Origin of the sequence: Streptomyces vinaceus (assembly GCF_008704935.1) — a bacterium.
Classification (GTDB): Bacteria; Actinomycetota; Actinomycetes; order Streptomycetales; family Streptomycetaceae; genus Streptomyces; species Streptomyces vinaceus.
In genome coordinates this window covers 6275196-6301700 of the sequence record NZ_CP023692.1, presented here as the reverse complement: position 1 = coordinate 6301700, position 26505 = coordinate 6275196, and the positions used below count along the sequence as shown (strand labels likewise).

Sequence of the window (26505 nt, the reverse complement as noted above, 5' to 3'; positions counted from 1 at the left end):
AGCGGATGGCGGATGCGCGCGTGTCAGGCCGGCAGGCCGGTCAGGCCGGCGGCGGGCGCGTTGACGAAGACGGCCATGTTTCCGGCCGGGTGGCGGTTCTCGTAGACGAGTTGGTGTGCGTGGGCGATGTCCCGGAACGGGAGAGTGCTGCTCAGGCAGGGATCGATCCGGCCCGAACCGACGAGGTCGATGATCGCCTTCGTCTCCTGGACGTTCGCGGCATGCGAACCCTGAAGCCGCTTCTGGAACATCCACAGGTAGCGGAGGTCCAGGTCGCCGTTGTAGCCGCTGGTGCCCGCGCAGGTCACGACCATTCCGGCGTGGTCGCACAGGTAGACGGAGGTCGGCAACGTGTCCGCGCCCGGGTGTTCCAAGACGATGCGGGGCGAGCGGCGTTCCCCGAGCGCGTCCCAGAAGGCGCGGCCGAAGGCGCGGGCGCCCTTCAGCCAGGTCGCGTACGCCTCGGTGTCGTCGGAGTCCGGCAGCCGACCCCAGTGGGCGAAGTCGCTGCGGTTGATGACGCCTTCGGCGCCGAGCTTGAGACAGTACTCCGCCTTTGCCTCGTCGGAGACCACGGCGATGGGCCTGCCCGCGAAGTGCTTGACGATCTGGATCGCCATGGAGCCGAGACCGCCCGAGCCGCCCCAGATCAGCACCGGATCACCGGGGCGCACCACGTTCGGCGCCCAGCCGCATAGCTGGCGGTACGAGGTCGATCCCCCGGCGAGGAAGCAACCGGCTTCCTCCCAGGTCAGGTGTGCCGGTTTGAGGTGGCACTGGTACTCGTCGGCGACCGTGAACTGGGCGAAGGAGCCGTAGTTCAGCTCGTACCCCCAGGCGCGCTGCGAGCGCGAGGCGATGGGGTCGACTCCGAGGCGGATGTCGGGCGCCGACTCGTCCCAGCAGACACCGCCGACGATGACGTGGTCGCCCACCTTGTACTGGCGGACTCCCTCGCCCACGGCCCAGATCACCCCGGACCCCTCGGAGCCCGCGATGTGGAAGTCGTCCGGATCGCCCTGCTTGCGCCGGGCCGCGATGACATCGGCCGGTGTGCCGAGTCCCGCCCACACGCCATTGTAGTTCACACCGGCCGCCATCATCATGATCACGACCTGGCCGCGGCCCGCCTTGGGGACCGGTACGGTCTCCACCTGCATGGCCTGAGAAGGCTGTCCGTACCGCTCGGGGCGGATGACAGCGGCATACATGTGGCTGGGGACATGCCCCAGGGGAGGGATCTCCCCGGGTTCGTACAGCTCCTTCACCGTGTTCTCCTCGGTGGTCATGCGCGGGCCGGCCGCGGCCGCAGTTCGGCGTTGAGTGGGGCAGCGATCTGCCTGAGGGCTTCCCGCCGCAGCATGTCGCGGTGCTCGCAGGGAACAGAGTGGACCGTGACGGTCCCGCCGATGTACGGCCTCCAGTCCTCACAGGTGCCGGGGTGCTCCTCGCCGGCGGCGACGAAGAGGAGCATGTCCCCGTCGTAGAAGGCCGGCGCGTGCGCGCCCTGGAGCGCCACGTTGTTCCGATAGGTCTGGACGAGGGTGGCCAGGTTGCGCTCCACCAGCCGGGCCGCGGGCAGTTCGCTCCGGCGCAGCAGTGCGGTGGCCGTCTCGATGGTGAGCGGACCGCCGGCGGACGCCCCGTCGGCCGCTGCCGTCCGGGTCGGTTCCCCGGTCACGGCTTCGAGCAGGGCGTGCAGCACATCGTGTTCCGCGGGCTGCTCCGCCGGTCTGGGTTTCCCGGCCGGGTAGGAGTCGAGCACGGCGAGCAGTGCCACGTCCTGGCCGTCAGCCCTGATCAGGCCGGCCACCGCGTGGGCGAGGAGCCCGCCGAAGGACCAGCCGAGCAGGTGGTACGGCCCTTCCGGCTGCACCGTTCGGATGTGCCGCAGGTACAGGTCCGCCAGCTCGGCGACGGAAGAGGCGTGCTCACCGGGCCGGCTGAAGGCCGGTGCCTGCAGTGCGTACAGCGGCCGCCCGTCCGGGATGTGGTGCAGGAGCTCCGTGTACCGCCAGCCGAGGCCGCCTCCGGCGTGGAAGCAGAACAGCGGCGGCTCGTCACCGCCGGTACGCAGCGGGAGGACGATCCCGAGGCCGTCACCGACGTCCGGGCCCGTGGCCCGGTCCAGGAGCCGTGCGACCGTGGGGGCCTCGAAGAGCATCGCGATGGTGAGCCGGGAGTCGATCCGGTCCCGCAGGCGGGCCAGGAGGGACGCGGCGAGGAGCGAGTCCCCGCCCAGCTCGAAGAAGTTGTCGTCGATGCCGACCCGGGACACCCCGAGTGTCTCGGCGAACATCCGGCAGACCAGGGCTTCGCGTTCGGACCGGGGTCCGCGGCCTTCCCCGCCTGCCGGGTCCCCGTGGCGGGGAGCAGGCAGGGCTGCCTTGTCCACCTTTCCGGCGGCCGTCAGCGGGATGGTGCCCAGCGTCACGTAGGCCGAGGGCAGCATGTGCGCCGGCAGAGTCTGTGCCAGCGCCGCCGACAGCCTCTCGGGTGCCGGGGCCGTGGCTCCCGACTGAGCCGTGACGTAGGCCACCAGCATCCGGCCGCCCGGCCTGTCCTCGCGGACGGTGACCAGGGCCGTGCCGATTCCGGGCAGCGCGGCAAGCGCCGTCTCGATCTCCGCGGGTTCGATACGGAAGCCCCGCAGCTTGAACTGGGAGTCGCTGCGGCCGATGAACTCCAGCGTGCCGTCGGACCGCCACTTCACCAGGTCGCCGGTGCGGTACATCCGTGCTCCGGCGGGTCCGTACGGGTCGGCCACGAACCGTACGGCCGAGTGCGAGGCGTCGCCGTGGTAGCCGCGGGCCACGCCGGCTCCGGCGACGTACAACTCGCCGGTGACCTCGGCCGGAGCCGGCCGCAGCTGTCCGTCGAGGACGTACAGCCGGGATCCGCCCCACGGCCGTCCGATCGGCACGGAGTCGGGAACCGGGTCCCCGCTGCGCATCGGGTGCCGGGCCGTGAGCACGGTCGTCTCCGTGGGCCCGTAGCCGTTGATCACCAGGGTCCGCGGGCAGGCGTCGAGCACCCTGCGGACCGCGGTCGCGGACACCACGTCGCCGCCGGTGCGGATCGCGCGGACGCCCGCCAGGCATGCCGGGTCCTCCTCCGCGAACAGCCGGAAGAGTCCGGCGGACAGCCACAGCCCGGTGATCCGCTCGCGCACAATCAGCTCACGGAGCTGCGCGAGGTCCAGTCGGCCGGGGGGTGCGACGACGACGGAACCGCCGCGGAGCAGCGGAACCCACCACTCCATGGTCGCCGCGTCCCAGGCGTGCAGCGAGTGGAACAGGACCCGCTCCGTGGCAGGTTCGTCCCATCCCGCGTCGGCCACGAGGTTCACGACGTTGCGGTGAGTCACCGCGACGCCCTTCGGGGTTCCCGTGGAGCCGGAAGTGAACATCATGTAGGCGAGCTGCTCCGGTGCCACGGGCACGACGGGGGCCGTCGCGGACAGCGCATCGCCGCCGCGTCCGGTGTCCACGACCAGCACCTTGGCCGGAAGGTCCGGCAGGCTCCGGAGACGGTCCGCGCGGTCCGGCCCGGTGAGCAGCACGGTGGCGCCGCTGTGGCCGGTCACGGCCGTCCACCGAACCGCGGGGCTCTCCGGGTCCAGGGGCACGTAGGCCGCGCCCGCCTTGAGCGTCCCGAGGGCAGCGGCCAGCAGGTCGAGGGAGCGGTCGAACAGCACCGCGACCCTGCTCTCGGGGTCGGCCCCGGCGGCGATCAGGTCATGGGCCACCCGGTTCGCGAGGGCGTCCAGTTCCGCGTAGGACACCTCCCGCGTGCCGATGCGCACGGCTACCGCGCCTGGCTGCTGTTCCACCCTGCGCGCGAAGCCTTCGACGAGCGTGTCATCGTCCGAGCTGTGGTGCTCGGCGCCGGTCCCCCAGGCGGTGAGGAGCTGCCGGCGCTCGGCGGGCCCGGCCAGCTCCCCCCGGCCGACCGGCCGACGGGGATCATCGGCGAGCGTGTGCAGTACCTGCTGGAACCAGCCGAGAAGGCGCTCCGCGAAAGCGGGTTCGATCACGTCGGGGCGGTGGTTGAGACGCAGCCTCAGTCCGTCGCCGGTCAGTGCGGCCACCAGAGTCAGCGGGTAGTGGCCGGCGTCCTTGCCCAGGGAGCCCACGGTGTGGGCGCCGTCGGCGTTGTCCTTGCGGGTGACGTCGACCGGATAGTTCTCGAACACCACGATGGAGTCGAAGAGTTCTCCGAGACCGACCAGTTTGTGAATCTCCGGCAGGCCGACGTGGTGGTGGCCGGTCATCGCGGCCTGCTCGTCCTGCACCCGGGTCAGTGCGTGCGCCCAGCTCTCCGCGGGGTCGAGCCGGACCCGTACGGGGATGGTGTTGATGAACAGTCCGATCATCGACTCGATGCCGGGGATCTCCGGCGGCCGGCCGCTGACGGTCGTGCCGAAGACGACGTCGTCACGGCCGGTGAGCTTGCCAAGGAGGACCGCCCAGGCCAGCTGGACCACGCTGTTCAGCGTCACGCCGTGTTCCGCCGCCCGCTTCCGCAGGGCGCCGTACAGGCCGGCGGGAAGGTCCGCCTTGAGCCACTGCGGCATCACCGGAACCCGGCGCAGTTCGGCGGCGCTCAGGCGGGTCGGCTCGTCGAGGCTGGCGAGTTCCTTCCGCCATGCCTCAAGGCTCTCCTCCTGTCCCCGGCCGGACAGCCATTCCAGGTAGTAGCGGTACGGGGTCACGAGCGGCAGGGTCGAGTCGTCGCCGGCCAGCTCGTACAGCTTGCGCAGCTCGGCCAGGAACAACGGCATGGACCAGCCGTCGAGGAGGATGTGGTGGTGGGTGATCACCACACGGTGGCGGTCCTCGCCCAGACGGATCACCATGAACCGCAGCAGCGGGGGCACCGCGAGGTCGAACCTGCGGGTGCGCTCCTCCTCCAGCAACTCCTCCAGCTCCGTGCGCGCTTCCTCGCCGTGGAGGCCGGTGAGGTCCCGCTCGTGCCACTCCGCTTCGGCATGGCGCGGTACGACCTGCACGGCACGGCCGGATGCCTGGTGCCGGAAGCCGGCCCGGAGGTTCGGGTGGCGGCGCAGCAGCGTACGGGCGGCGGCCTGCAATGCCTCGCTGTCGAAGGCCCCTTCCACGTCGGCGGACAGCTGCACCGCGTAGACGTCGTCCTCGTCCTGTGCGAACAGAGAGTGGAACAGCAGTCCCTCCTGGAGGGGGGACAGCGGCAGGACGTCCTCCACGCCCGGCTCGCCGGCCTCGAGTGCGTCGATCTCCGCCTGGCCGAGGTCGACGAGGGGGAGGTCGGACGGGGTGAGGCCGCCGGCGGTCGGGGTGGCCGCGTGCGCCGCCAGACTGATGAGCGCCTTCAGCCACAAGTCAGCCAGGTCGGCTATCTCTTCCGCGGTGAACAGTGCCTGCGGCCAGGACAGCGCGGCGCCCAGCCGCACGCCGTCAGAGGTCGCCCGCGTGGCGGCGTTGATCTCCAGGCTGTGCGCGAACGGCGCCTTGGCGTCCCGGGCGGGAACTTCCACCCGGAGGTCCGCGGCCGTGGTCCAGACGGATTCCCCGCCGGACCCGGCACCGCGGGCACCCAGGTAGTTGAAGCCGATGGCGGGCCGGGCGAGTCCGGCCAGCGCGGACGCGGTGCCGGGGTTCAGGTACCGGAGCAGGCCGAAGCCTATGCCGTGGTCGGGCATGGCGCGCAGTTGCTCCTTGACCTGCTTCAGTGCCTGTCCGACGGCGGGGCCGCCCGCCCATGCGTCGGCGGTGTCGACGGCCGGGTCGAGGCGGACCGGGTACAGGCTGGTGAACCACCCGACCGTCCGCGAGAGGTCCGCGCCGGGGACGACGTCCTCCCGCCCGTGCCCCTCGACGTCCACCAGCACGGCGGTGCCCCGGCCATGGCCGCGACGTTCCCGCCATTCGGCGACGGCCAGCGCGAGCGTGGCGAGCAGCGCCTCGTCGATGCCGGCGCGGAAGCCGACCGGCACGGCGGACAGCAGCCGCGCGGTCTCCTCTTCCGGAAGCTCCAGGGTGAAGGTGAGCGCCGTGTCGTACGTGTCACGCGCGGGGTCGGGTGCGACGCCGAGCCTCGGCTCGCCGGGTGCGAGCCGCGCCGCCCACCGCTCCAGTTCCGCGGTACGCGTGCTGCGGCGGGCCTCCTCGTACAACTCCTGCGACCAGCGCCGGAAGGAGGTGCCCACGGGGGCCAGCCGCGCCGGCTCGCCAGCCGATACGGCTTCGAACGCGGCCCGCAGGTCCGGCACCAGGATCTGCCAGGACACCACGTCCACGGCCAGGTGGTGCACGATCCACAGCAGCCGGCCGGGGGACGCGGTTCCCGCGTCGAACCACACCAGCTGGGTCATGGTCCCCGCGTCGGGGTCCAACCGGCCGACGGCTGCGACGGCCTCGGCGCGCACGACCTGGTTCAGTTCGGCCGGCGGTACGGAGGTGATGTCCACCCGGTGCAGCCAGGACCGGACGTCGAACGCGGCGGCGGGTGCGATGTCCAGGCGCCAGTCCTCGCTGGACCGGTGCAGTCGGGCACGCAGTACTTCGTGCCGGTCCGCGACCGCGCGCAGGGCGGTCAGCCATACGTCCTCGCCGGATGCCGCGGGGACCGCCAGCAGGGTCGACTGGTTGAATCCGGACACCGGTCCGCCGGTCTCCCGCAGCCACTCGGCGATCGGGGTGGGGAACGCCTGCCCGCCTGCGTCGGTTGGGTCTTCCACCTCGTGCGCCCAGCCGAGCTCCTCCTCGTCCGTGGCGAACAGGGCCAGCTGGGCGACGGTCTGGTGGCGGAAGACATCCCTCGGGGAGATGATCACGCCTGCCCGGCGGGCCCTGCTCACGAGCTGGATGGCTACGATGCTGTCGCCGCCGAGTGCGAAGAACCCGTCGTCGACGCCCACCCGGGGCAGGCCCAAGACCTCGGCGAACAAGGCGCACAGCACCTCTTCGCGGCGGCCGCTGGGTGCGCGGGAGACCGAGGCCCGCTGCTCCGGGGCGGGCAGCGACTTCCGGTCCAGCTTTCCGTTGGCGGTAAGGGGCAGCTCGGTCAGGACCACGACGGCGGCCGGCGTCATGTAGTCGGGCAACACGTCCGCAACGGTGGTACGCAGGTGCTCGCCGTCGAGTGCGGCGTCCGTGTCCGCGGTGACGTAGGAGACGAGCCGCCGGTCTCCGGGCCGGTCCTCACGGACCACCGCGACGGCCTGGGCGACACCCGGGCAGGACAGCAGCGCCGACTCGATCTCGCCCGGCTCGATGCGATAGCCGCGGATCTTCACCTGGTCGTCGGCACGCCCCAGGAACTCAAGGTTCCCATCCGCACGCCACCGCACCACATCACCCGTCCGGTACATCCGGCCACCACGACCACCGAACGGATCCGCCACGAACCGCTCCGCCGTCAGACCCGGACGACCCACATACCCGCGCGCCAGCTGCGTGCCCGCGACGTACAGCTCACCGGCGATTCCGAGGGGAACCGGGCCCAGGCCGTCGTCGAGGACGTAAGCGCGGGTGTTGCGGACCGGTGCGCCGATGGGCACGCGGGTGGTGCCCGGCTCGGCCCGGTATTCCCACCGCGTGACGTCAACCGCCGTCTCCGTGGGGCCGTAGAGGTTGTGCAGCCGGGCACCGAGGAGGGAACGGAACGCCTCGGCCGTCTCCGGCGGGAGGGCCTCGCCGCTGCTGAAGACCGTGCGCAGACTGTCGCACCGTCTCGCGGTCTCCTCCGAGAGGAAGGCGCTCAGCATGGACGGCACGAAGTGCGCCGTGGTGATCTGCCGGTCCTGGATGAGACCGGCGAGGTAGGCAGGGTCCCGGTGTCCGTCCGGCTTGGCGACCACGAGGGTCGCGCCTACCTGGAGCGGCCAGAAGAACTCCCAGACGGAGACGTCGAAGCCCGCCGGCGTCTTCTGCAGGACCCGGTCCTGCGGGCCCTGCGGATAGGTGTCCTGCATCCAGTGCAGCCGGTTGACGATGGCCTCGTGCGAGACCACGACGCCCTTCGGCCGACCGGTGGAGCCGGAGGTGTAGATGACGTAGGCCGGGTGCTGTGACAGCAGGGGCGTGGTGCGCTCCTCGTCCGTCAGGTCCGCCGCTGCCTGCTCGGCCAGCTCCCGCTGTACGTCTTGGTCGTCGAGCACGAGCCACGGGGTGGCGCCCTCGCCCGACAGGGTGTCGCTGAAGCCCCGGTCAGCGACCGCGAGCACCACCCGGGCCTCGTCGAGCACGGCCAGGGTACGGGCCGCGGGCTGCTGCGGATCGACGGGCAGGTAGGCGGCGCCGGTCTTCGCCACGGCGTACATCGCGATCACGAGGTCCGCGGACCGCGGCAGCGCGAGGGCGACGATCCGCTCGGGACCGGCACCGCGGGCGGCCAGGAGCCGGGCGAGACGGTTGGCGGCGGCGTTGAAGTCGGCGTACGACAGTACGGTGTCGCCGAACACGACCGCCGGGTGCTTCGGGTTACGGGCTGCCTGCGCTTCGAAGAGAACGGGGAGGGTGGCGGCGGACACCTCCTGGTCGGTGTCGTTCCAGGTGGTGAGGAGCTGGTGGCGTTCGGCGGGCGTGAGGATGTCCAGCCCGGTCAGCGACCGGTCCGGATCGGCGACCGCCGCTTCGAACAGCCGTATCAGCCGGGCCGCCAGCGACTCCACCGTGGACCGGTCGAACAGGTCCTCGGAGTACTCGACAACCCCCTCGATGCCCGCAGCACTGCCGTCCGCACCGAAACGCTCCGCCATGTGGAACGAGAGATCGAACTTGGCGGTCACCCCGCCGGCATCCGCACCACGCACCCGCAGACCCGCGAACTCCGCCACCGGCCGGTCCAGGTTCTGCAACGCCACCATCACCTGGAACAGCGGATTGCGGGCCAGCGACCGGGCTGGGTTGAGGACCTCCACCAGCCGCTCGAACGGCAGGTCCTGGTTCTCGTACGCCGCCAGATCCGCGGCGCGCACCCGGCCCACCAACTCACGGAAGGAAGGATCCCCGCTGGTGTCGGTCCGCAGGACAAGGGTGTTCACGAAGAACCCGACCAGGTCCTCCAGCGCGTCATCGGTGCGGCCCGCGATCGGAGCACCGATCGGAATGTCGGTACCCGACCCCAGCCGGCTCAGCAGTCCCGCCACAGCCGCCTGCACCACCATGAACATGCTCGCCCCGCCCTCACGGGCCAACGCACGCAGCGCACGATGACTCCCGGCACCCAGCGCCAGCGGCACCGAACCACCACGGTGACTCGGCTCCAGCGGCCGCACCCGGTCCACCGGTAGGGAGATCTCCTCGGGGAGGCCTTCAAGGCTGCTCTTCCAGAACGCGAGCTGCCGCGAGACCGCGCTCTCCGGATCATCCTCACTGCCAAGGACTTCCCGCTGCCACAGCGCATAGTCCGCGTACTGCACGGGCAGCGCCGACCACACCGGCGCCTCGCCCTCGCACCGCGCCGCGTACGCCGCCGCCAGATCACGCGCCAACGGACCCACCGACCAGCCGTCACCAGCAATGTGATGCATCACCACCGCCAGCACATGCTCATCCGCCCCCAGCGCGAACAACCGTGCCCGCAACGGGATTTCCGAGGTCAGGTCGAAGTCGGCCACCGTCACGCCCGTGAGCGCATCGGCCAGGCCGGCCTCGTCGACCTCGACCACATCGAATTCCGACGAGACCGACGCAGCGTCCAGCACCACCTGCTGCGGCACCCCGTCCACCTCGGGAAACACCGTCCGCAGACTCTCATGACGGCCCATCACGTCCTGCAGAGCGACACCCAGCGCAGCACGGTCCAACACCCCCGAAAGCCGCAGGGACAACGTCATGTTGTACCGGGCCTCGCCGTGCTCCAGCCGGTTGAGGAACCACAGCCGGCGCTGAGCGAAAGACAAAGGCAGCACCTCGGGACGGGCCACCGGCGCAAGCGGCGCCCGCGCCACCGCACCCGACTCCCGCACCCACACCGACAGACCCGCCACCGTAGGCGCCTCGAACAGCGCCCGCACCGGCAACTCCACACCCAACACCGAACGCACCCGGCTCACCAGACGCGTCGCCGACAGCGAATGACCACCCAGCTCGAAGAACCCGTCATCGATACCGACCCGCCCAACACCCAGCACCTCCGCAAACAGCCCGCACAAGATCTCCTCCTGCGGACTACGCGGACCACGACCCACCCCACCCACACCGAACTCCGGCACCGGCAGCGCAGCACGATCGACCTTGCCGTTCACCGACAACGGCAGCACGTCCAGCACCACCACCACCGCCGGCACCATGAACTCCGGCAGGAGACGCATGGCCCGTGCGCGTACCGCCTGCGGATCTGCGGTTCCCGCCACGTAGCCGACGAGCTGCGGCTGTCCCTCGGGAGCCGGGACGAGCACGACCACGGCATCGGAAACACCGGCGGCGGTACGCAGGGCGGCCTGGATCTCTCCGAGTTCGACACGGCGTCCGCGAATCTTGACCTGGTGGTCCTGGCGTCCGAGGAACTCGAGCTGGCCGTCCGCGCGGCGCCGGACACGGTCTCCCGTGCGGTACATGCGGCTGCCGGGGGTTGCGGAGAACGGGTCCGGCGGGAACGCGGCCGCCGTCTTCGCCGGGTCGCCGAGGTAGCCGCGGCCGACGCCGGCGCCGCCCACGTAGAGGTCGCCCTCGACGCCGACCGGCAAGAGCTCCAGCCCGTTGCCCAGCACATGGAGCCGGGTGTTGCGGACTGGCGATCCGATCGGGACCGGCCGTCCATCCCGGAGGGGAGCAGAGGTGATCACGGCGTGCGCGACGTCGTCGGAGCACTCGGCCGGACCGTAGGCATTGGTGATCGGGATGTGCGGGAAGCGCTCGAACCAGCGTCGGCAGAGGTCGGCCGGCAGGTCCTCACCGGTGGCCACCAGGTGCCGCAGGTTCCGCAGGCCGGGCACGGGAAGCCCGTCGTCCCACTGGTCCAGCGTCGCCCGCAGCAGCGAGGGGACGACCTCCAGGACGGAGATGTCCTCGCTGTCGACCATCGCGAAGAGTGCCGCGGGGTCGGCAGCCGTGCCGGAGCCGACGGCGCGGACGCGGCCGCCGACGACCAGGGGCGCGAGCATCTGCCAGACGGAGACGTCGAAGGTGAGCGGGGCGTTCTGGACGAGGGAGTCCTCGTGCGTGAGCCCGAGGTCCTCGATCTTGGCGAGGAGGTGGTTGGTCATGCCCGCGCGGTGCACCATGGCGCCCTTGGGCCGGCCGGTGGAACCGGAGGTGTAGATCACGTAGGCGAGGTCCTCCCGGTGCGGCCGGCGCGGGGGCTCCGACTCCGGCCGGTCCGCCTGCGCGTCCTCCACGAGGACAGCCTCGACCGCGCCGCCCGTGCCGGCGGCGAGCTCCCGGGCCGTCGCTCCTTCGCCGCGGTCGGCCAGGATCCAGCGGACGCCGGCGTCGGAGAGCAGTTCCGACAGGCGGGCGGCGGGTGAACGGGGGTCGAGCGGTACGTACGTGGCTCCGGCTGCCAGGACACCGAGGAAGGCGACGACGGCATCGATGCCGGCCTCGGCCAGGAGTGCGACCCGCGTCTCCGCTCCGGCTCCTCGGGACCGCAGCCAGCGGGCGACCGCGTCCGCCCGGGCCAGCAGTTCCCGGTAGGTGAGGGTGGCGTGGTCGTCGGTGATTCCGACGGTGTCGGGCATGCGCTCGGCGACCGTGCGGATCCGTCCGACGACATCCTCGAACTCGGCCGGGGCGTCGGTGTCGTTCCAGGTGGTGAGGAGCTGGTGGCGTTCGGCGGGCGTGAGGATGTCCAGCCCGGTCAGCGACCGGTCCGGATCGGCGACCGCCGCTTCGAACAGCCGTATCAGCCGGGCCGCCAGCGACTCCACCGTGGACCGGTCGAACAGGTCCTCGGAGTACTCGACAACCCCCTCGATGCCCGCAGCACTGCCGTCCGCACCGAAACGCTCCGCCATGTGGAACGAGAGATCGAACTTGGCGGTCACCCCGCCGGCATCCGCACCACGCACCCGCAGACCCGCGAACTCCGCCACCGGCCGGTCCAGGTTCTGCAACGCCACCATCACCTGGAACAGCGGATTGCGGGCCAGCGACCGGGCTGGGTTGAGGACCTCCACCAGCCGCTCGAACGGCAGGTCCTGGTTCTCGTACGCCGCCAGATCCGCGGCGCGCACCCGGCCCACCAACTCACGGAAGGAAGGATCCCCGCTGGTGTCGGTCCGCAGGACAAGGGTGTTCACGAAGAACCCGACCAGGTCCTCCAGCGCGTCATCGGTGCGGCCCGCGATCGGAGCACCGATCGGAATGTCGGTACCCGACCCCAGCCGGCTCAGCAGTCCCGCCACAGCCGCCTGCACCACCATGAACATGCTCGCCCCGCCCTCACGGGCCAACGCACGCAGCGCACGATGACTCCCGGCACCCAGCGCCAGCGGCACCGAACCACCACGGTGACTCGGCTCCAGCGGCCGCACCCGGTCCACCGGTAGGGAGATCTCCTCGGGGAGGCCTTCAAGGCTGCTCTTCCAGAACGCGAGCTGCCGCGAGACCGCGCTCTCCGGATCATCCTCACTGCCAAGGACTTCCCGCTGCCACAGCGCATAGTCCGCGTACTGCACGGGCAGCGCCGACCACACCGGCGCCTCGCCCTCGCACCGCGCCGCGTACGCCGCCGCCAGATCACGCGCCAACGGACCCACCGACCAGCCGTCACCAGCAATGTGATGCATCACCACCGCCAGCACATGCTCATCCGCCCCCAGCGCGAACAACCGTGCCCGCAACGGCACATCGACACGGAGATCGAACCCGGCCGACGTCACGTCCGCCAAAGCGGCAGCCAGACCCACCTCGTCGACATCGACGGCCTCGAAGCCGAGGGAGACCGAGGCGGCATCCAGGACCACCTGCTGCGGCACCCCGTCCACCTCGGGAAACACCGTCCGCAGACTCTCGTGGCGCCCCACCACGTCATCCAGTGCACGCCGCAGCGCATCCCGGTCCAGCACACCGGACATGCGCACCACCAGAGGCACGTGGTAGGCGGGGTTCAGACCGTCCAGCCGGTTGAGGAACCACAGCCGGCGCTGAGCGAAAGACAAAGGCAGCACCTCGGGACGGGCCACCGGCGCAAGCGGCGCCCGCGCCACCGCACCCGACTCCCGCACCCACACCGACAGACCCGCCACCGTAGGCGCCTCGAACAGCGCCCGCACCGGCAACTCCACACCCAACACCGAACGCACCCGGCTCACCAGACGCGTCGCCGACAGCGAATGACCACCCAGCTCGAAGAACCCGTCATCGATACCGACCCGCCCAACACCCAGCACCTCCGCAAACAGCCCGCACAAGATCTCCTCCTGCGGACTACGCGGACCACGACCCACCCCACCCACACCGAACTCCGGCACCGGCAGCGCAGCACGATCGACCTTGCCGTTCACCGACAACGGCAGCACGTCCAGCACCACCACCACCGCCGGCACCATGAACTCCGGCAGGAGGGTGGCCGCGGACGCCCGCACGCGTTGGCCGTGCAGGGCCTTGGCGCCCGCGTCTCCGGTGACATAGGAGACGAGCCGCCGGTCTCCGGGCCGGTCCTCACGGACCACCGCGACGGCCTGGGCGACACCCGGGCAGGACAGCAGCGCCGACTCGATCTCGCCCGGCTCGATGCGATAGCCGCGGATCTTCACCTGGTCGTCGGCACGCCCCAGGAACTCAAGGTTCCCATCCGCACGCCACCGCACCACATCACCCGTCCGGTACATCCGGCCACCACGACCACCGAACGGATCCGCCACGAACCGCTCCGCCGTCAGACCCGGACGACCCACATACCCGCGCGCCACACCAGAACCCGCGATGAACAACTCACCCGGCGTCCCCACCGGCACCGGCCGCAACCCACCATCCAGGACATACACCCGCATGTTCTCCAGGGGGCGTCCGATCGGCAGGTTGTGCTCGTCGAACGGCTGCCCGGGAGCAAGCACGTACTCGGTGGCGCTGACGGTGGTTTCGGTCGGGCCGTAGACATTGCGCACGGCGACTTCCGGGTGGCGGCGCCGCCAGGCTTCGAGGGCGGCGGCATTGACGGGCTCGCCGGCCAGGAGCAGTTCGCTCGTCGGGGCGTACTCCGCGGGCAGCTCCATGAGCAACGACAGATGGCTGGGGGTGGCCTTCAGGAAGGTGTACGGCCCGGTCTGCGGCGCCCGCCCAGTGTCGGCGTCCCGGAGGGAGCCGATGACCACGCATCCGCCGGAGATCAGCGGGACGTAGAGGGCGGTGACCGTCATGTCGAACGAGACGGAGGAGTGCAGCAGGGCTGCGCCGCGGGTGCTCGGGTATCCGGCACGTGCGCCCGCCAGATAGTCGGCGAGCGCTCCGTGCTCGACCATGACGCCCTTCGGGGTACCCGTGGACCCGGAGGTATAGATCACGTAGGCCGCGTTACGCGGGTGCAGAGGCTGCACGCGTTCGGCGTCCGAGGGAGGAGTCGCCGGCTGCCGCTCCACGTGGGCGGCGACTTCAGGGGCGTCGATCACCAGCGTGATGGTTCCCGGTGCGGCCGGCCCGGCCGGTGCGTCCTTGGTCGTGACGAGAACCCGCGGTGCGGTGTCGGCCTGCATGAGGGTGAGGCGCTCGGCCGGGTACTCCGTGTCGAGCGGCAGGTAGGCGGCCCCGGTCTTCGCGACGGCGAGCAGGGCCACCATGAGTTCCGGGGAGCGCGGCAGGGCGACGGCCACGACCTGCTCGGGGCCCGCGCCGAGCCCGATCAGGTGGTGCGCGAGCCGGTTGGCGCGGGTTTCCAGGTCGGCGTAGGTCAGGACGGTGTCGTCGTACGATACCGCGGGGGCCTCGGGGGTGAGAGCGGCCTGCACCTCGAACATGCGGGGCAGCAGCTCTGCCGGAGCCGGGCGGTCCGTGTCGTTCCACTCGCGCAGAAGCAGATCGCGCTCCTCGGCGGAGAGCAGGTCCGCCCGGCTGATCGGGGTGCCGGGGTCGGTGACGGAGGCCCGCAGCAGACGCGCCAGACGTTTCAGAGCCGATTCCACGGTGGTGTGGTCGAAGAGGCCGGCGTTGTACCGCGCGATGCCTTCGATACCGGCGGGTACGCCGTCAGCGTCGTGGCGCTCACGCAGGCTGAGGAGAAGGTCGAACTTCGAGAGCGTGTCGGCGGTCGGCTCGATCGCGATGCTCAGCCCGGGGAGGTTCAGGGTCCCGTCGGGGGTGTTGTCCAGGGCCAACCAGACTTGGAACAGCGGGTGGCGGGTCAATGACCGGGCCGGGTTGAGGACCTCCACCAGCCGCTCGAACGGCAGGTCCTGGTTCTCGTACGCCGCCAGATCCGCGGCGCGCACCCGTCCGAGCAGCTCACGGAAGGAGGGGTCGCCGCTGGTGTCGGTCCGCAGGACAAGGGTGTTCACGAAGAACCCGACCAGGTCGTCGAGCGCGTCGTCGGTGCGGCCCGCGATCGGAGCGCCGATCGGGATGTCGGTGCCTGCGCCCAGCCGGCTCAGCAGACCGGCGAGTCCGGCCTGGAGCACCATGAAGATGGTGGCGCCACGGGTGCGGGCGAGGGCCGTCATGGCCCGGTGGAGCTCGGGGTCGAGGGTGAACCGGATGACGCGGCCGGGCTGTGCGCTCTGCAGCTCGTCCCTGGGCCGGTCGACGGGTAGGGAGATCTCTTCCGGGAGGCCTTCAAGGCTGCTCTTCCAGAACGCGAGCTGCCGCGAGACCGCGCTCTCCGGATCATCCTCACTGCCAAGGACTTCCCGCTGCCACAGCGCATAGTCCGCGTACTGCACGGGCAGCGCCGACCACACCGGCGCCTCGCCCTCGCACCGCGCCGCGTACGCCGCCGCCAGATCACGCGCCAACGGACCCACCGACCAGCCGTCACCAGCAATGTGATGCATCACCACCGCCAGCACATGCTCATCCGCCCCCAGCGCGAACAACCGTGCCCGCAACGGGATTTCCGAGGTCAGGTCGAAGTCGGCCACCGTCACGCCCGTGAGCGCATCGGCCAGGCCGGCCTCGTCGACCTCGACCACATCGAATTCCGACGAGACCGACGCAGCGTCCAGCACCACCTGCTGCGGCACCCCGTCCACCTCGGGAAACACCGTCCGCAGACTCTCATGACGGCCCATCACGTCCTGCAGAGCGACACCCAGCGCAGCACGGTCCAACACCCCCGAAAGCCGCAGGGACAACGTCATGTTGTACCGGGCCTCGCCGTGCTCCAGCCGGTTGAGGAACCACAGCCGGCGCTGAGCGAAAGACAAAGGCAGCACCTCGGGACGGGCCACCGGCGCAAGCGGCGCCCGCGCCACCGCACCCGACTCCCGCACCCACACCGACAGACCCGCCACCGTAGGCGCCTCGAACAGCGCCCGCACCGGCAACTCCACACCCAACACCGAACGCACCCGGCTCACCAGACGCGTCGCCGACAGCGAATGACCACCCAGCTCGAAGAACCCGTCATCGATACCGACCCGCCCAACACCCAGCACCTCCGCAAACAGCCCGCACAAGATCTCCTCCTGCGGACTACGCGGACCACGACCCACCCCACCCACACCGAACTCCGGCACCGGCAGCGCAGCACGATCGACCTTGCCGTTCACCGACAACGGCAGCACGTCCAGCACCACCATCGCGGTCGGGACCATGTGGCTCGGCAGTTCCGCGGCGGCCGCACGCCGGAGGGCGTGCACGTCGGTCCGCTGTCCGGGGCGCGGCACGACGTAGGCGGCCAGGCGCGGGGCGCCGGTGGCCTCGTCCTCGTGGACGATGACGGCGGCCTGTGCGAGATCGCCGATCCTGCACACCGCCGACTCGATCTCGCCCGGCTCGATGCGATAGCCGCGGATCTTCACCTGGTCGTCGGCACGCCCCAGGAACTCAAGGTTCCCATCCGCACGCCACCGCACCACATCACCCGTCCGGTACATCCGGCCACCACGACCACCGAACGGATCCGCCACGAACCGCTCCGCCGTCAGATCCGGACGACCCACATACCCGCGCGCCACACCAGAACCCGCGATGAACAACTCACCCGGCGTCCCCACCGGCACCGGCCGCAACCCACCATCCAGGACATACACCCGCGTGTCCCCGACGGGGCGTCCGATGACCGGCTGCTCGCTGTCGTTGACGGATGCCACGACGGAGTCCACCGTGGTCTCGGTCGGCCCGTAGAAGTTGTGGCTCAGCGGTGCCGAGGCCCGCAACTGCTCCCAGAGGGACGGGGGAACGGCTTCGCCGCCGACCATGACTGCGGCCGGGGTGGTGCCGCCTGTCTCCGCGGCGTCGTTCAGCAGGTCCTGGGCGAGCAGGAGTCGGCCGTAGGAGGGGGTGACGTCGACGACGTCGATGCCGTGGCCGGTGACGTAGCCGACGAGCGCCTCGGCGTCCCGGCGTACCACGTCCTCGACGAGGTGCAGTTCGTGCCCGGCGAGCATCCACAGCAGGGGCGGCCAGAGCGCGTCGGAGGACATCGCGGCGGTGTGCGCGACACGGACGCACTCCGTGCCCAGCGCCTCGGTCGCCGGGACGTACACCTGGGCCAGATGGCTGGCGAAGAGGCTCGCGAGCCCGCGGTGAGGCACGGCCACTCCCTTGGGCTTGCCGGTGGAGCCCGAGGTGTAGTGCACGTAGGCCATGTGCTCGGGGAGCAGTGGGCATGCCCGGTCGGCGTCCACCGGGTTCGTGGCGGGGCGCTGCGCCAGGTCCCGCATGACGGCCGGATCGTTCAGGGTGATGGTGGGAACGGCGGTGCGGGGCAGCGTGGCGGCGCGCTCCCGTGTCGTGAGCACCAGGACGGGCCGGGCGTCGTCGAGGAGGGTGGCGACGCGGTCCGCGGGGTCGTCGGGGTCGAGCGGCAGGTAGGCGGCGCCGGTCTTCAGTACGGCGAACAGGGCGGCGAGGGCCTGCGTCGAGCGCGGCAGGGCGAGGGCGACCACGTCCTCGGCGCTGATGTGCTGGGCGAGCAGGTGGTGGGCCAGCCTGTTGGTCTCGGCGTTGAACTCGGCGAAGCTGACGGCGGCGCCGGCGAAGACGACGGCGGTGCGGTCGGGGGTGCGGTCGGCCTGCTCCTGGAGGATGCCGACCACGGTGGCATCCGTGGCTCCCTGGCCGGTGTCGTTGAAGGTTTCGAGGAGCATCCGGCGCTCGGCGTCGCCGAGGGCGTCCACCCGCCCCGAGGGGAGCTCGGGGGAGGCGGCGAAGGCTTCGAGGATCCGGCGGTAGCGGGCCAGGACGGTGTCGGCGGCAGCCCGGTCGAAGAGGTCCGGGCGGTGTTCGAGCCGCAGTTCCAGTCGGTCTCCGTAGGAAGCGGCGATGAGGCCGAGCGCGTAGTGCGTGGCGTCCCGGCCTTCGGCGCCGGTGACACGGACACCGCGGACCGCCGTGCCGAGGGTTTCGCGGTCGACGGGGTAGTTCTCGTAGACGACCGAGGTGTCGAAGAGTTCACCGATACCGACGAGGCTCTGGATGTCGGCGAGGCCGAGGTACTGGTGGTCCATCAGCGCGGTCTGCTCGTCGCGCACCCGGGTCAGCAGCGAGACGAGTGTTTCCTGCGCCCGCAGCCGGACCCGCACCGGAATGGTGTTGATGAACAGGCCGATCATGCTCTCGACGCCGGGGATCTCGGGCGGGCGGACCGAGACTGTGGAGCCGAAGGCGACGTCCTCGCGGCCGGTGAGCTTGCTCAGCAGCATCGCCCAGGCCGCCTGGAGGACGGTGCTGATGGTGGTGCCGTGGGCACGGGCCTGCCGGCGAAGGGCCTCGCTCAGGTCGTCCGGGACGTCCAGCGCGATCTGCTCGGCGGGTGCCGCGACGTCGTCGGGGCCGCCTGCCGGCGCGACCCGGGTGGGCTCGTCCAGCCCGTCGAGTGCCTGCCGCCACGCCTCCAGCGAAACGCGCCGGTCCTGCCTGGCCAGCCAGGTGAGGAAGGCCCGGTAAGGAGTGGCGCGCGGCAGCACCGCACTGTCGGCGCCGTGCTCGTACAGGGCGAGGAGCTCCCGCAGGACCAGCGGGCCCGACCAGCCGTCCATGAGGATGTGGTGGTTGGTCAGGATGAGCCGGTGCAGTTCCTGCTCCAGCCGAACGAGGGTCAGGCGGATCAGCGGGGGCCTGGCGAGGTCGAAGCCGCCCCGGCGCTCACGCTCGGCGATCCGGTCGAGTTCCGCGTCGCGGTCGGCGGGCTCCAGGGCCGTGAGGTCGGACTCCTGCCATGCGGGGTCCGCCTGCCGGGGAATGAACTGCACGGACTTGCCCGAGGCGGTCATCCGGAATCCTGCGCGCAGCTGCGGGTGGCGTCGGAGCAGGCCGTGGACCGCCGCCTGGAGCCGGCCGGCGTCGAGCGGGCCAGTGAGGTCGATGCCGAGCTGGACCGTGTAGACGTCGCGCTCGTGGCCGTCGTAGTGGGCGTGGAAGAGCAGACCCTCCTGCAGCGGCGAAAGCGGCAGGACGTCTTCGAGCCCGGTACGGAGGTTGCGGGGGCGGTCACTCGTGGTCATGTTCTTTCCTCAGTCGGCTTCGGGCTCGTCGGTCTTGTCCCGACCTCGTCCAACAACGGGCGGTGAACTAGTCGGACATCGCGACCAGTACGCGCCGGTTCCCGGTGTAGGGGCGGCGACCGTGACCGACCAGGATGTTGTCGATGAGGAGCAGGTCTCCGGCGTTCCAGTTCACGTCAACTGCGTGCCGGAGCCCGGCCTCCTGGATGTGGATGATGTGCTCGGCGGGGATCGGGGTGCCGTCCGCGTACGACGCCGCCTGCGGCATCTCGTCCTCGGACATCAGCTCCATCAGCAGGGCTGCGTCCTCGCCCAGGCCGGCGACGTGGAACTGGTCGGCCTGGTTGAACCACACCTCGGTACCGCTGACCGGGTGTCGCAGGGTCCCGGGGCCGACCTGGGTGATCCACAAGGTGCCGTCGGACTTCCACTTCCAGTCGGCGCCGGCGCCGGCGAGGAAGGCCTCCACCTGGGCCCGGTCCTCGGTCTCGAACGTGTCCTGCCAGCTCTTGCCCAAGCCGTGGCCGCCGTGCAGGTTCTGGGTGTAGCGGACGCCGCCGGCGAAGGCCTCCCGGATGGCGGGGTCGATGGATTCCAGCCAGAGCTGCCCGTCGACGACCGGGGTGGCGCCGCCGGTGGACGGGGCCCGGTCGCAGTAGAACAGAAGGCGTCCGGGCCACTGGTGAGCGTACGACATCTCGTTGTGCAGGGAGATCTGGTACTCGGGCGCGTACTCAGTGGAGGTGTAGACGTTCTTCCCGACAGCGGCGACCTTGGTCCGTGGGGAGTTGCCGTGGACGTAGGCCAGGCGCTGCGGCAGCAGGGCGTCGGCAACCGTGTCGTAGCTCCCGGAGGAGACTCCGAAGCCTCGGAAGACCAGCGCCTTCTCCCGCACGAGCAGTTCGGCGAGGCCGGCCTGTCCGATGTACTCCACGAGCCCGGCAGGGGTCGCATCGGCACCGGTGCCCGAGGGGGTGAGCTCCAGCGGCCGCCAGTTCTCAGCAGTGTTCAACGCGCTTTCCTCCGAGCTTCGATCTTGATCATTGAGCCGTTGCCGATGCTAGGCAGGCTCGGCCCAAGGGGGCTGGACGCGGCCTGTACGGCGAAAACTGCCCCTGGTCCGGGCATGGTTGGCGGGCTGTGCGGCCGGTCTCAGCGTTCGGTGAACCGGGGTGGGCGCCCCTCACGGAAGGCGGCCATCGCTTCTTCCACGTCCGCCGATTTCGCGGTGATGACCTGTGAGGCCGACTCTCGTTTGAGGGCTTCGGCCAGGGACGAGGCACCGGCGTTGGCGTGTACGACGGACTTGGTGACGGCGACGGCGATCGGGCTGTTGGCCGCGATGTCCGCGGCCAGGGCGAGCGCCTCGGCCACGAGCGCGTCGCAGGGCACCACACGGTTGACCAACTTCAGGGAGAACGCCTCGTCCGCGTCGACGGTCCGGCCGCTGAGCAGCAGGTCCAGGGCGGGACCGAGGCCGACGATCCGGGGCAGCAGCCAGGAGGCGCCCAAGTCACCCCCGGAGAGCCCGACCCGCACGAATGCCGCGCGGCACCGGGCTCGCGAGGCGGCGACCCGGATGTCGGCGGCGAGAGCCAGCGACAGGCCCGCGCCGACGCACGGGCCGTCGACGGCGGCGATCACCGCTTGCGGCAGCTCGTACAGGGCGCTGACCGCCGCGGCCTGCCGCTCCACTCGACGTTGCAGTCGAAGCGGAGGCAGGGATGTCATGCCCTCCATGCCGTCCAGGTCGAACCCGGCGCAGAAGGACCCGTCGGCGCCTGTCAGTACGAGTGCCCTGACGGAGTCGTCCTGCGCCAACTGGCGACACAAAGCCTCCAGTTCCTCCAGCATGCCGTCGGTCAGTGCGTTCTTGCGGTGCGGGCGGTTGAGCGTCACGATCATGACGCCGGGTCCGCGGTGCTCCGCGAGGACCGTCGGGCCGCTCATGCCGCCTGCCCCGGGCGTCCGACGTGGTCCAGCCGGGCGACCACGTCGGCCACGAGTTCCGGTGCCCGGTCGTTCAGATAGAAATGGCCTCCCGCGAAAGGGATGGCGGCGAAGTCCGCGGCGGTGTGCTCGGACCAGGCCAGTACGTCCGTCTCTCCGACACTGGCGTCGGTGTCGCCGTGGTAGGCGGTGACGGGAGCGCCGGTCCGGCTGCCGGGGGTAGCCCGGTAGGTCTCGGCGATCCGGACGTCGGCCCGCAGCGCCGGAAGGACCAAGGACCTCAGGTCGTGGTCGGCCAGCACTTCCCTGTCCATGCCGCCCAGGGCGCCCAGTGCCTCCAACAGGCCGTCATCGTCCAGCAGGTGCAGCTCCTTGGACGGCCGGGGCCGCGAGGGGGCCGAGCAGCCGGAGACGAACAGATGGGCGAGTCCCGTGCCGTGCGCTTGCTCCAGGCGCAGCGCCACCTCGTAGGCGACTGCGGCGCCGAGGCTGTGGCCGAAGAACGCCACGGGCCGGTCCAGGAACGGCAGGAGAGCCCCGGCGATGGCGACGGCCATGGGCTCCATGGAGTCCATGCACGGTTCGCCGATCCGGTCCTGCCGGCCGGGGTACTGCACCGCGAGCAGTTCCACGTCGTGCGGGAGCAGCCCAGCCCAGGCGCGGAACGCGGCGGCCGATCCACCGGCGTGGGCGAAACACATCAGGCGCAGCCGGGGTGCGGGAACGTGCCGGTACCGGCGCATCCATCCACCGCACGTGGTGGATGCAGGAATCGAGGAAGACATTTGACGCCTCTGTATGGGAGACCGGCCGAGCGAATACGGCACGGCGGTCCGCCATGGCGGACCGCTGGAAAACTTACCTCGACCCCCTGCTCATTCAAGAGGCAGTTTCACATATAGGCCGTGTCCAGCCGGACCGGCTCGGCGGCACGTACGATCAGGTTCGTCGATTTCCCAATCAACGGTTGGCGCAATGACTCCCCCTCTACGAATGCCGCACATCAATGTCGAATTTCCACCGCACATAAGCCCGCTCGCCGATCGCGTAGAGGGGCATACCCGTGAATTCGTCCGCAGGTTCGGCCTGGTCCCGGACGAGGCTTCACGGCGGCACCACGAGGATTCACTGCTCGGGACCCTGATGTCCCGGGCCTACCCCTATGCCGGGTTCGACGAACTGGCCCTGGTCACCGACTGGATCAGCTGCATGCTGGTGCTCGACGACCAGTTCGACGAGACCCGGTTGGGCACCGAGCCGGACCGGCTGCGCCACATCTGCGCGACGGTGCTCGGCTGGCTGCCGTCCGAGGGGGTGCCGCCGCTGCCGGACACGACGGCGGAGGACTCCTTTACCGCTGCGTTCCGGCCCGCTTTCCACGATTTATGGGAACGCACCTGCGCCTACACCACTCCGGTTTGGCGAAAAAGATTCACGGAGCACATTGCGGCTTTCTTCGAGACCTGCGCCTGGGAAGCCGGAAACCGCTCGACCGGCCGCCTTCCCGAGCTCGACGAATACCGGAAGATGCGCGGCTGTGCACTGATGCCTTATCTCGATCTGGTCGAAGTCGCACGCCACTGGGAAGTTCCCGCAGCGGTGTACGGTCTTCCGGAATTCGCGGAAATGAATCAAGCGCTCTCGGACGCGGACCTGTGGACGAACGATCTCTTCTCCTGCGAGAAGGAAACGCTTCTGGGCGACCCGCACAACCTGGTGCTCGTGTACCAGCGGGCTCACGGCACGGACCTGCAGACGGCCGCCGACGCCGTCGCCGGCCTGATCCAGGCCCGCTCGGACCGTTTCACCGAGCTCGCCGCGGGCTGCTACGAGAACGCCCTGCGGTCAGGGGTCGGCGAGCCGGTGCGCGAGGCGCTGGAACGCCATGTCGAGGGGCTGCGCACTTGGCTGAGCGGCCAGTTGCAGTGGCGCTTCGAGACGGGCCGCTTCAATCCGGCCCGTCCGGAGATCGTCAACGCCTCCGGCATCACACCGCTCTGACGCGTCGGAGGCCTTCGGACATGCGAGACCGCTATGCCACGCTGCGTCATCTGCAGACGCTCGATCCCAAAGCGGATCACGAGCTGATCCACCGGATCTCCTCCGACCGCGAGTTCCCCTGGGACTACGGGCGCGGCCTGGAGATCGCCATCTGGCGTACCTGTTGCGTCCCGGTGATCTCCGAAATGCTCGACGGGACCGGGGAGTTCGCCCACCGGGCGCAGAAACGCTACGACGACACCCGCATCCTGCTCGGCGAAATGGTCAAGGGCGGCTACGACTCCGAGCGCGGCCGCCAAGCGCTGCGGCAGATCAATCGTGCCCACAGTCACTTCGACATCGCGAACGAGGACATGCTGTATGTGCTCTCCACCTTCATCTTCGAGCCGGCCCGCTGGATCGACCGCTGGGCCTGGCGCCAGGTCAGCACGGTGGAGAAGCTCGCCGCCTTCTACTTCTTCGTCGCCGTGGGCAAGCGCATGAACATCAAGGAACTACCCACGGAATACGACCAGTTCGAGCGCTTCAACCGAGAGTACGAGCGGAGCAACTTCCGCCCAGCGGCCAGCAACCACCGCGTCGGCATGTCGCTCCTCAAGCTCTATTCGTCCTGGTACCCGCGCCCCCTCGACTCCGTCGTGGCGGCCACCCTGCCGTGCCGGCTCGACGCACAGGCGCTGCGCATGCTCGGCATCGCGCAGTCCCCGGCCTGGGCGCGTACCGTGAACCGGCTGGGTCTTCGGGGCCACGCGGTGGCCGAGCGGCTCGCCCCGAAGCCCGTATCCCGCCTGCTGACCCGTCCGACGGCCAGGACCTATCCTGGCTACCCGGTCGGCTACGACCTGACGCAGATCGGCCCAGACGCCGGTTGCGCGTCGGCCCGCGAAATGCCGTCCGCATGAGCGGCGGGCTGGCGGCGCGCCGACGCGCCATAGGTGGGACTCCCCTGCTGTCCCTCGGGGTTCCGCTCCAGGGCCGCATCGTATGGCTGAGGCTGAAGGTGGAGGCCGAGAACTGCTTCGGCTCCATCAAGGCCCGCACCGCGCAGGCCCTCCTGGAGTCCCTGGAGGCGGCCGGCAGGCTCGGCCCGGGCAGCCGGGTGGTGGAGTCGACTTCGGGGAACCTCGGGGTGGCCCTGGCCGGTCTGTGCGCCGAGCGCGGGTACCGGTGCACCTTGGTGGTCGAGCCCAGTACGCCGCAGCACAGCCGCGACGAGATGGCCGCCTACGGCGCCGACGTGGTCGTGGTCCGCGAGGTCGCCGGCGGCCGGACCCTGAGCGCCCGGCTGGATGCCGTACGGGACATCCTGGCGAGCGACCCGACGGCGGTGTGGACCGACCAGTACGAAAATCCGGCGAACCCGCAGGTGCACCAGTGGGGCACGGCGGCCGAGCTGGCGCAGGCCGTGCCGCAGGGGGAGCTCGACGCGGTCTCCGTCGCGGTGTCCACCGGCGGCACCCTGGCCGGCATCGCCGGCTTCTTCCGCGAGCACCGGCCGCAGACGCGGCTGCTGGCCGTGGACGCCGTGGGTTCTGCGGCGCTGGGCGGAACCCCTGGCGACCGGCCCTTCAAGCTGCCCGGCTTCGGCTCGGGCCAGAGGTCTCGATTCCTCACCGGCGGCATGTGGGACAGGACCTTCACACTGCACGACGTGCACGCGGCGACAGCCTGTCACCGGATCGCCTCGAGCGCGGGCGTCCGGCTCGGCGGCTCGGGCGGAGCCGCCGTCCTGGCCGCTCTCCTCCACGCCCAGGACACGCCCTCGGTCAGCCAGGTCGTCTGCGTCTGCCCCGACGGCGGCGACAAGTACGAACAGATATACGCCCACCCCCTTCCGGCGCTGCCAGAGGCGGGTCTAGGAGTCCTGACCGCCCTGGATGCCCTGGGAGCGGCCCGGCTGGAGAGCGGAGAGCCCGAGTGACTACCAACCTTGACACCACGATCCGATATCTGACGGGTGCGGAAGTCGACGAGCTGAGCCGCGGCCTGGGGATCGTCGCCCTGGTCCGCGACACGCTCCTGGCCTTCCGGCGCGGTACGGCGGGCCTGACCCCGGAAGCGGCACTGCGCTGGACCACGCCCACCGGCGCCGCGGCCCGTAGCCTGATCCTGCCCGGCTGGTCGGGAACCGGCTACGGCTGCAAGATCATCAACAGCTCGCTCGGCAACCATGAGCTGGGTATCCCCCGAGCGGCCGGACTCATCGTGCTGGCCGACCCGGAGACCGCGCACCCGAGCTGCGTCATGGAGGGAGCCCGCATCAGCGCCCTGCGCACCGCGGGCGTCTCCCTCGCCGCCGTCGAGGCCGTCCGCGGCCTCACGTCGATCACGAGCGTGGCGTTCCTCGGATGCGGCCGCCAAGCGCGGGCGCACCAGGAGCTGCTGCTCGCGGAGTGCCCGGGGCTGGAGCGGGTGCTGCTGTACGACCGCGACCCCGCTTCCCGCGAGCGGCTGGCCGCGGAGTGGCGCCGGACGGCCCCCGGCGTCGACGTCCGGGTGGTCGAGCAGCCACGAGAGGCCGTGGCTGCGGCCGGGCTCACCATCGCGGCGACGACGACGACCGAGTCCTATGTCGAGCTGGACTGGCTCCCCGAGGGCGCGACCTTCGTCAACGTCTCGCTGGACGACGCCTCCGAGAGCCTGCTGACGGACTGCGACCATCTGTTCGTCGACGACTGGGAGCTGGTCAGCGGAGACGACCACCGGCTGCTCGGCCGGCTGTCCCGCTCGGGCCGGGTGTCCGGGCCCGGCAGCACACCGCCGCCCGGCGGGCGGGCCGTGGACGCCGAGCTGCCTGCCCTGCTCGCCGGCGAGTACACCCGGCCCATCGGCGACCGCGACCGCGTCGTGGTCAACCCGTTCGGCATGGGCGTGCACGACATCGCGCTGGCAGACGTGATCCACGCCAAGGCCGTCGCCGCCGGGGTCGGCACGCGACTGCCCCGGTGAACCGGGCTGCGGCCCGACGGGAGCATGCACGGACCGCATCCACAGAGACGACGCCCGCGCCGGGCAGCAAATTGGTCTCA

At 70.7% G+C, this 26505-nt stretch carries 9 protein-coding genes; 4 read left to right on the top strand and 5 right to left on the bottom strand.

Features of this window, described 5'->3' with window-relative positions; genetic code table 11:
- Positions 1–23: 23 nt before the first annotated feature.
- The 5 genes from ccrA to CP980_RS28395 form a co-directional block, all read right to left on the bottom strand.
- Positions 24–1289 carry a crotonyl-CoA carboxylase/reductase gene (gene ccrA / locus CP980_RS28415; RefSeq protein WP_150529350.1) on the bottom strand — a complete coding sequence of 422 codons (1266 nt, stop codon included), beginning with the start codon at positions 1287–1289 and terminating at the stop codon, positions 24–26.
- On the bottom strand, positions 1286–19525 hold the full coding sequence (locus CP980_RS28410; protein WP_150529349.1) for a non-ribosomal peptide synthase/polyketide synthase: 18240 nt from the start codon (positions 19523–19525) through the stop codon (positions 1286–1288). Before CP980_RS28410 ends, ccrA begins: the two co-directional genes overlap by 4 nt.
- Positions 19526–19592: 67 nt before the next feature.
- Positions 19593–20537 carry a TauD/TfdA family dioxygenase gene (locus CP980_RS28405; RefSeq protein ID WP_150529348.1) on the bottom strand — a complete coding sequence of 315 codons (945 nt, stop codon included), beginning with the start codon at positions 20535–20537 and terminating at the stop codon, positions 19593–19595.
- 140 nt (positions 20538–20677) lie between these two features.
- Positions 20678–21475: an enoyl-CoA hydratase/isomerase family protein gene (locus tag CP980_RS28400; RefSeq protein ID WP_150529347.1), complete on the bottom strand. Its 798-nt coding sequence runs from the start codon at positions 21473–21475 to the stop codon at positions 20678–20680.
- On the bottom strand, positions 21472–22176 hold the full coding sequence (locus CP980_RS28395; RefSeq protein ID WP_229907484.1) for a thioesterase II family protein: 705 nt from the start codon (positions 22174–22176) through the stop codon (positions 21472–21474). Before CP980_RS28395 ends, CP980_RS28400 begins: the two co-directional genes overlap by 4 nt.
- Positions 22177–22468: 292 nt before the next feature.
- Here CP980_RS28395 and CP980_RS28390 point away from each other — a divergent pair, with 292 nt between their 5' ends.
- Genes CP980_RS28390 through CP980_RS28375 form a run of 4 tightly spaced genes read left to right on the top strand, consistent with a single transcriptional unit; the run spans position 22469 to position 26425 of the window.
- Complete coding sequence (locus tag CP980_RS28390; protein ID WP_150529345.1) at positions 22469–23476, top strand: terpene synthase family protein; 1008 nt, start codon at positions 22469–22471, stop codon at positions 23474–23476.
- Positions 23477–23496: 20 nt separating this feature from the next.
- Positions 23497–24378 (top strand): DUF2236 domain-containing protein, encoded by an 882-nt coding sequence (locus CP980_RS28385; RefSeq protein ID WP_150529344.1) that lies wholly within the window; start codon positions 23497–23499, stop codon positions 24376–24378.
- Complete coding sequence (locus CP980_RS28380) at positions 24375–25397, top strand: cysteine synthase family protein (protein WP_150529343.1); 1023 nt, start codon at positions 24375–24377, stop codon at positions 25395–25397. Before CP980_RS28385 ends, CP980_RS28380 begins: the two co-directional genes overlap by 4 nt.
- Positions 25394–26425 (top strand): ornithine cyclodeaminase, encoded by a 1032-nt coding sequence (locus CP980_RS28375; protein ID WP_150529342.1) that lies wholly within the window; start codon positions 25394–25396, stop codon positions 26423–26425. Before CP980_RS28380 ends, CP980_RS28375 begins: the two co-directional genes overlap by 4 nt.
- Positions 26426–26505: the final 80 nt, after the last annotated feature.

What these genes read in the sequence shown, in the direction of transcription:
- ccrA (WP_150529350.1), bottom strand. Translation starts at nt 1,289, where the DNA reads ATGACCACCGAGGAGAACACGGTGAAGGAGCTGTACGAACCCGGGGAG.
- CP980_RS28400 (WP_150529347.1), bottom strand. Translation starts at nt 21,475, where the DNA reads ATGAGCGGCCCGACGGTCCTCGCGGAGCACCGCGGACCCGGCGTCATG.
- CP980_RS28395 (WP_229907484.1), bottom strand. Translation starts at nt 22,176, where the DNA reads ATGTGTTTCGCCCACGCCGGTGGATCGGCCGCCGCGTTCCGCGCCTGG.
- CP980_RS28380 (WP_150529343.1), top strand. Translation starts at nt 24,375, where the DNA reads ATGAGCGGCGGGCTGGCGGCGCGCCGACGCGCCATAGGTGGGACTCCC.
- CP980_RS28390 (WP_150529345.1), top strand. Translation starts at nt 22,469, where the DNA reads ATGCCGCACATCAATGTCGAATTTCCACCGCACATAAGCCCGCTCGCC.
- CP980_RS28385 (WP_150529344.1), top strand. Translation starts at nt 23,497, where the DNA reads ATGCGAGACCGCTATGCCACGCTGCGTCATCTGCAGACGCTCGATCCC.
- CP980_RS28410 (WP_150529349.1), bottom strand. Translation starts at nt 19,525, where the DNA reads ATGACCACGAGTGACCGCCCCCGCAACCTCCGTACCGGGCTCGAAGAC.